Source organism: Actinomadura sp. KC216 (genome assembly GCF_004348535.1).
In the GTDB taxonomy this organism is placed as follows: Bacteria; Actinomycetota; Actinomycetes; order Streptosporangiales; family Streptosporangiaceae; genus Spirillospora.
The window spans coordinates 22223-29130 of record NZ_SMJX01000082.1 but is presented as its reverse complement, the minus strand read 5'-3'; the positions used below and the strand labels follow the sequence as shown (position 1 = coordinate 29130).

General features: G+C 69.8%; 5 protein-coding genes. All 5 read right to left on the bottom strand.

Features of this window, described 5'->3' with window-relative positions; all coding sequences use genetic code 11:
* Positions 1 to 239: 239 nt before the first annotated feature.
* The gene (locus E1264_RS16665; protein ID WP_132174424.1) at positions 240 to 809 is read right to left on the bottom strand and encodes a hypothetical protein; all 570 of its coding nucleotides are present in this window, start codon (positions 807 to 809) and stop codon (positions 240 to 242) included.
* A gap of 335 nt (positions 810 to 1144) precedes the next feature.
* A complete protein-coding gene (locus E1264_RS16660) occupies positions 1145 to 1741 on the bottom strand; it encodes a peptidoglycan-binding protein (protein ID WP_132174422.1) in 597 nt (198 codons plus the stop codon).
* A 151-nt stretch (positions 1742 to 1892) separates the two neighbouring features.
* Entirely contained in the window at positions 1893 to 3653 is a 1761-nt protein-coding gene (gene cydC, locus E1264_RS16655) for a thiol reductant ABC exporter subunit CydC (protein ID WP_132174420.1), read from the bottom strand.
* 493 nt (positions 3654 to 4146) lie between these two features.
* Positions 4147 to 5826 carry a thiol reductant ABC exporter subunit CydD gene (gene cydD, locus E1264_RS16650; protein ID WP_132174418.1) on the bottom strand — a complete coding sequence of 560 codons (1680 nt, stop codon included), beginning with the start codon at positions 5824 to 5826 and terminating at the stop codon, positions 4147 to 4149.
* Complete coding sequence (gene cydB / locus E1264_RS16645; protein ID WP_132174416.1) at positions 5823 to 6899, bottom strand: cytochrome d ubiquinol oxidase subunit II; 1077 nt, start codon at positions 6897 to 6899, stop codon at positions 5823 to 5825. The genes cydD and cydB overlap by 4 nt, the downstream gene beginning before the upstream one ends.
* Positions 6900 to 6908 lie beyond the last annotated feature (9 nt).

Here is a 6908-nt window from a genome sequence, read left to right as displayed (position 1 = left end):
GGACGGGGGCAGGGGCCGAGGGTGGATGCGCTCCGCCCTTGCGCCGCCGCTTGCGGTTGTGGCGCGTACGGCGGCGCTGGTTGGTGTGGACGGCGGTGTCACGCTTCTTCACGGCGCCAGCCAAGCAGCGCGGCTATTAGCCGATGCTTACGAGTCGTCCGGCATGTGGCCGTGCGGGTGCGGGTTTTGGCGGAGGGACGTGTTCGTGTGTGGCGACAGCCTGGCTCCGCCTGGGAGGTTTATTCGCTCGGGCGGATTGTTTGGGCCGGGGTGATGGTGAAGCTGTTGTTGATATTCACGCTTTCCTTGTCGTAGCACTTGCGGGGGTCATAGACCCTCAAGCCATTATTGAGGCCGCTGCTCCACCACATTGTGGCGTTCTCGTTGTCGTAGAGGAACTCGACCGTGTTCGGGGGATCATTCGGGCTGCCGAGTCTGACTGGGCAGGGGCCCTGAATGTCGATGACGAAGTTGGCGAACGGTCCGGCCGTGGTGTCGATGGAGCTGAGGTATTTGGTAGCCGTCAGGCTGATCGGAACTCGGAAAGAGGGGTATCCCAAAGGAGCCGGGTTGGAACAGCCGTGCACGTTGACCTGGTCGATTCGGCCCTGTCCGGAACTGTCGAAGAAAGTGCCGTTGAAGCGTAAGTAGCACACTGTGCCGTCCAGTTTGATAGTCCCCTCGCCGGTGAACGCGCCGCCTGGGGTGACCGTCCAGGTCGCCTCTTGCGCGGACGCGCTGCCAGGGGTGAGGAACGTTGCCAGGAGAATGGTGATGCCGGCGACCAGAGATGATGTGGACCTTCGCATGCTGCCTCCACTGTCGGGGTTCCAGCGAGGTTACGTCGGAGCGACGGTACGGGCGTAGGCCCAATCGGTGAGGCGGTTCGGGCCCAGCGGTCGTCTCCATTGGCATTTGGTCGCAAAGTTTCGACCAGGTGATCGTTAGGAGAGCAGAAAGTGTGTCGCTGGGGTGATCTCTGAGGTTGCCGATTTCGATCAGTCGGCGGCGGGGCCGAGATGGCCTCTTGTGGTCTCGGGCGAAAGGTTTCGACGGAAATTGATTTTCCGGCGGCCGTTGGGGCATGCGGTCGGAGATGCGAGGCGGCCGCCTCGCGTGTCAGCGAGACGGCCGCAGTTGGGCCTTAGCGGCCGGGGGTGCGCTGAGACTCGGCACCCTGCGCGAACGCGGCACGGAAGGTGATCTCGCCGAAGATCCCGTCGGCGTCGATCTCCTTGCGCTCCTGGAAGGCCTTGACCGCCGCGGTGGTGGACGGGCCGTACTGGCCGTCCACGACGAGCGCCGAGTCCTGCAGGACCCTCATCGCGTACTGGATGCCCTTGACCTGGGCCGTCCGGCCGCTGCCCGCACCGACCTCGCCGCCGTCGTCACGGAGCGCGCCCCAGGTCTCGATGTCGAGCTTGCCCGTCTGGGGCAGGTTGTGCGACTTCTGGTACTTCTGCAGTGCCGGTCCGAGGTTCGCCGGCCAGCCCTCGCCGGCGGACGTCGGGGTGCAGTCGTCGTAGAACTTGAACTGCACCAGGTAGCAGCGGGCGGATGCGATGCGGTAGTCGCTGTCGCCGGGGCCGAGCTCCACCCACGGCTGCGACTCGATGGCCCTGGCGACCGCGGGATCGGTCTTCGGGCCGTCTGCGTTGGCCGTTCTCATCGCGCCGATGCTGGCGCCGATCGCCAGCAGCGTCACCGCGACACCGAGCACGACGCGTAGCAAGATCTTCATCTGTGGAATCCCCCGTTCCGGTCGATTGGATCCTGTACTTCGGTGTGATGCCGACCGGTGGCGAATTGTTCTTGGTAATCCCGGATTATTTGTGCACGTCCCGCCGACGAATAGGGGTCAGGGCGGGTTTACAAGATCTCGGATAATTTACTTAAATTGGCGTTGGCTCGGCGGCAGCAGCGGCCGCGGCGGCGTTGGCGTGCTCCCGCTGCCACAGGGAGCGGTAGAGGCCGGGGCGGGCCACCAGGTCGGCGTGCGTCCCGCGGTCGGCGACGCGGCCGCCGTCCAGGACGATGACCTCGTCGACGGCGTCCAGGCCGGTGAGGCGGTGGGTGACGAGCAGCGTCGTCCGGCCTTCGGTGGCGGTCAGGAGGTCGGCGGTGAGGGCGTCGGCGGTCGCGATGTCGAGGTGCTCGGCGGGCTCGTCCAGGAGGAGGATCGGGAAGTCGGCGAGGAGGGCGCGGGCCAGGGCGATGCGCTGGCGCTGGCCGCCGGACACCTGCGCGCCGTGCTCACCGACGCGCGTGTCGAGGCCCTGGGGAAGCGCGTCGATCCAGTCGAGGAGGCGGGCGCGGCGGAGGGCGCCCCGGATCTCGGTGTCGGTGGCGGTGGGGCGCGCTAGGCGGACGTTCTCGCCGATGGTCGAGTCGAATAGGTGGGCGTCCTGCGCGCAGAGGCCGATGATGCGTCGGACGTCGTCGCCCCTTAGGGATCGCAGGTCTACGTCGTTGAGGGTCATCCGGCCGGTGGTGGGCTCTAGGAAGCGTAGAAGGACGGCGGTGAGTGTGGTCTTGCCTGAGCCACTGGGGCCGACGATTGCGCAACGGCGGCCAGGGGTCAGGTCTAGGGAGATGCCGTCGAGGACGTGGGGGCCGTTGGGCGTCCATTGGGCGTGGAGGTTTTCGACCCTGAGGGTGTAGGGGGCTGCGGGGAGAGGTGTCGGGGTGGCTGGGTCGTGTACTGGCTCGGGGGTGTCCAGGACGACGAAGATGCGCGAGGCAGAGCGGCGGACGCGCTCCAGGTACTGCGCGGCTAGCGGCAGCCCGGCCACGACCTCAAAAGCGGCCAACGGTAGTAGGACGACCACTGCGAGAAGCACCCCATCGAGCGTCCCAGAGCGGACGGCCGGTACGCCGACGGCGAGGCTGCCCCAGACGGCCAGACCGCCCGCGAGAGCGGAGATCGCCGCACCGAGACCGGCGGTGGCGGCGGAACGGGCCGACGCGCGGGTGAAGTCGCGGTCGAGTTGGCTTGCTGTGGCGAGGTGCGCGGGGGCGGCGCCGTAGGCGATGAGTTCGGGTGCGCCCTGGAGGGTGTCCACGACGTGGGTGGTGAGGTCGGCGCGCAGGTCGGTCGTGCGGTGTTCGGCACGGCGTGCCATGGCGGCCGACAGCCAGGGGGCGACGACGCCTGCGAGCAGAAGGGCGCACAGCAGGACGGCCCCAGCCGACGGAAGCAGCGCCCAGGCGAGACCAACGGACACGCCACCGACGACAGCGGCGACCGTGCAGGGCAGGAGTACGCGCAAGAAGAGGTCCTGGCCAGCGTCTACGTCCGCGACGAGCCGGTTCAGCAGGTCTCCGCGGCGGAAGGCGGGAAGGCCGCCGGGCGCGAGCCGCTCCAGCCGTTCGTACACGCGGGCGCGCAGGTCCGCCAGGATCCGGAAGGTCGCGTCGTGACCGACGAGGCGCTCGACGTAGCGGAACACGCCACGTCCCAGCCCGAATGCGCGGACGGCGACGATCGCGACCATCAGCATCAGCACCGGCGGATGCTGCGCGGCACGCGAGATGAGCCACGCCGAGGTGGCCATGAGCCCGACTCCGCTACCTAGCGCCAGCACGCCGAACAGGACGGCGATACCGAGCCGCCACCGGGCGGGGCGGGCGAATCCGAGCAGCCGAATAATCATGATGCGCCCGCCGACATGTGGAGTTCTGCGTTGGCGGAGCGCCGCGAGGTGGAGACGTGCCGCCGTTGCCGCATCGTCTGGGCCAGGCGCGCACGTCGAGCCGGGACGTGACTCATGGTTCCGTTGCGCAGCTCACCTGGCGGTTTGTGTTCGAGGCATGCCGTGATCGAGCGTGGCGTCGCTTCACGAGATGCCCGCTCAGGCCCGCTTCGGCCAGGCCCGCTTCGGCATCGCCAGTCCGGGCGAGCCGGGTGCCTGCGGACGAGTGAGGCCGAATTGGACGCACGCTCTTGGCAGGTGGAGCGGGCCGAGGTGCTGAGCTGGACGAGCGTGGGGATGCGCCGCCGTTGGGCAGGCCAGGGGGACGACGTCGTGCCTCGCCGTCCGGCGGTGTGGGTGGGGGTGCCGAGCGGTGGGCGCGTGAGGATGGGTTGCCTGGAGGCGGTCGCTGCTGCGTGAGGAGTCCAGGGTGTAGGCCGTCTGAGGATGAGGGTCATGTCGTCACCGGCTCGGGGCGAAGGGGGACGGGGATCGTCCGGTCGGCGAGGGCGACCAGGGCGGGGCGGTGGGCGACCAGGATCACGGTGCGCGAGGCGGCGAGGCGGCGGACGGCGTCGAGCACCGCCGCCTCGCTCTCCATGTCGAGGTTCGAGGTCGGCTCGTCCAGGAGGAGGAGCGGAGCGTCGCGCAGGAAGGCGCGGGCGAGGGCGATGCGCTGGCGCTGGCCTGCGGAAAGGCCGAGTCCGTGCTCGCCGAGCGGCGTGTCGAGCCCGTCCGGGAGGGCGTCGATGAACGGCAGGGCGTTCGCGGCCTGGGCGGCGGCGCGGACATCGGCGTCGGACGCGTCCGGACGGCCCAGGCGGATGTTGGCGGCGATCGTCCCGGTGAACAGGTGGGGGCGCTGCGGGACCCATGCGATGCGGGCGCGCCACGCGTCCGGGTCGAGGTCCGCGAGGTCGGCCCAGTCGACCAGGACGCGGCCGGAGTCGGGCCGGACGAAGCCCAGCAGGACCGCGAGCGCCGTGGATTTCCCGGCCCCGCTCGGCCCGGTGAGGGCGACCGTTTCGCCTGGGTGGACGGTGAGGGAGAGGCCGTCGAGGGCGGGGGCCTCACGACTGTCGTAGGCGACCGTTACGTTGTCGAAGCGGATCGTGGCGCGGCCCAGATCGGGGACGCCGACGCCCGCGCGGGTTCCGGGGGCGGAGGCGGAAGCGGGCGCGGGTGTTTCGAGGACCTCGAAGATCCGTCCGGCGGCGGTGAGGCCCTCGACGCTCGCGTGGTACTGCGCGCCGACCTGGCGCAGCGGCAGGTACGCCTCCGGCGCCAGGATCAGGACGAGCAGTGCCGTCTCCAGGCCCAGCCCGCCCTCGACCAGCCGGAGCCCGATGGAGACGGCGACGAGTGCGACGGAGATCGTCGAGAGGAGTTCGAGGACGAGCGCTGAGAGGAAGGCGATCCTGAGTGTCGACATCGTCGCGCGGCGGTGCCGGTCGGTGACCTCGCGGATCTTGTCCGCCTGGGCGCGGGCGCGTCCGAAGATCTTGAGGGTGGGGAGGCCGGCGACGACGTCCAGGAAGTGCGCGGACAGGACCGAGAGCGTGCGCCACTGCCGGTCCATTTTCCGCTGGGTGGTGAGGCCGACGAGGATCGCGAAGACGGGGATGAGCGGCAGCGTCACGGCGATCGTCACGGCGGACAGCCAGTCGCCCAGCAGGATCCGCGCGCCCACCGCCACCGGGACGATCACCGCGAGGACGAGCTGCGGTAGGTAGCGGGAGAAGTAGTCGTCCAGCGCGTCGATCCCGCGGGTGGCGAGCGTGGCCAGCTCGCCGCTGCGCTCGCCGGACAGCCAGCGCGGGCCGAGCCGCAGCGCGTGCGCGAGCAGCCGGGCGCGCAGCTGCGACTTCACGGCGGCGGACGAGCGGTGCGCGGCGACCTCCTGCAGCCAGGCGACGAGGGCCCGTCCAAGCACGACGGCGAGCAGGAGCAGCAGCGGGACACGCAGGTCGCCGAGCGTGGCGCCGCCGAGGAACGCGCGGGTGAGCATGTCGGCGAGCAGCGTCGCCTGCGCGATGATCAGCCCTGCGGTGGCGGCGCCGAGCACGACGGACGCGACGAGGAACGTGCGTGTCGTCCGGGCGTGCTTCAGCAGCCGGGGATCGAGCGGCTTCATCGCGCCGACCCGGTCGGCCGCGCGTTAGGCGGCTTCGCCGGTCCCTGCGGGGGTGGCGGTTTCCGGGTGGTCCGCGGCGTCGGCGGGATGTGGGACGTGCCGATGCGCTTGCGGAAGACCCAGTACGTCCAGCCCTGGTAGATCATCACGATCGGGGTGAACACGGCCGCCACCCACGTCATGATCTTGAGGGTGTAGGGCGTCGAGGAGGCGTTCTCGGTGGTGAGGGTCCCGGCCGCGCCGAGGGTGGACGGCATGACGTCCGGGAACAGCGAGGTGAACAGCGTCGCGACGGCGAGCACGATGGCGGCGCCGGTGCCGATGAACGCCCAGCCCTCGCGTCCCCGCCGGTTGGCGACGGCGGCGACGGCCAGCCCGATCGCGGCGCCCCCGGCGGTCAGCCAGGTCACCGGCTTGCCGTGGTCGAGCTGCGTGATCAGCAGGAAGCTGCCGCCCGCGGCGATGGCCGCGACCGCGGCGACGCTCGCGATGAAACGGGCCCGCACCCGGATGACGCCGGACGTCTTGAGCGCCAGGAACACCGCCCCGTGCAGGACGAACAGGATCATCGTGGTGAGCCCGCCGAGCAGCGCGTACGGGTTGAGCAGGTCGGCGAGGGTCCCGACGAACTCGTGCTCGGCGTCCAGCGGCACGCCGCGGACGATGTTCGCGAACGCCACGCCCCACAGGAACGCGGGGACGAGGCTGCCCCAGAAGATCGCCTTGTCCCAGCGCGCCCGCCACCGCGCGTCGTCCCGCTTGCCTCGGTACTCGAACGCGACCCCACGGATGATCAGCGACAGCAGGATGGCGAGAAGCGGCAGGTAGAAGCCGCTGAACAGGGTCGCGTACCACTCGGGGAACGCGGCGAACATGGCGGCGCCCGCGACGATGAACCACACCTCGTTGGCGTCCCAGACGGGCCCGATGGTGTTGATGACGACGCGCCGTTCGACGTCGTTCCGCCCGAGGACGGGCAGCAGCATGCCGACGCCGAAGTCGAATCCCTCCAGGAAGAAGTAGCTCGTCCACAGGAAGGCGATGATGATGAACCAGACGGTGGTGAGTTCCATGATCGGCGT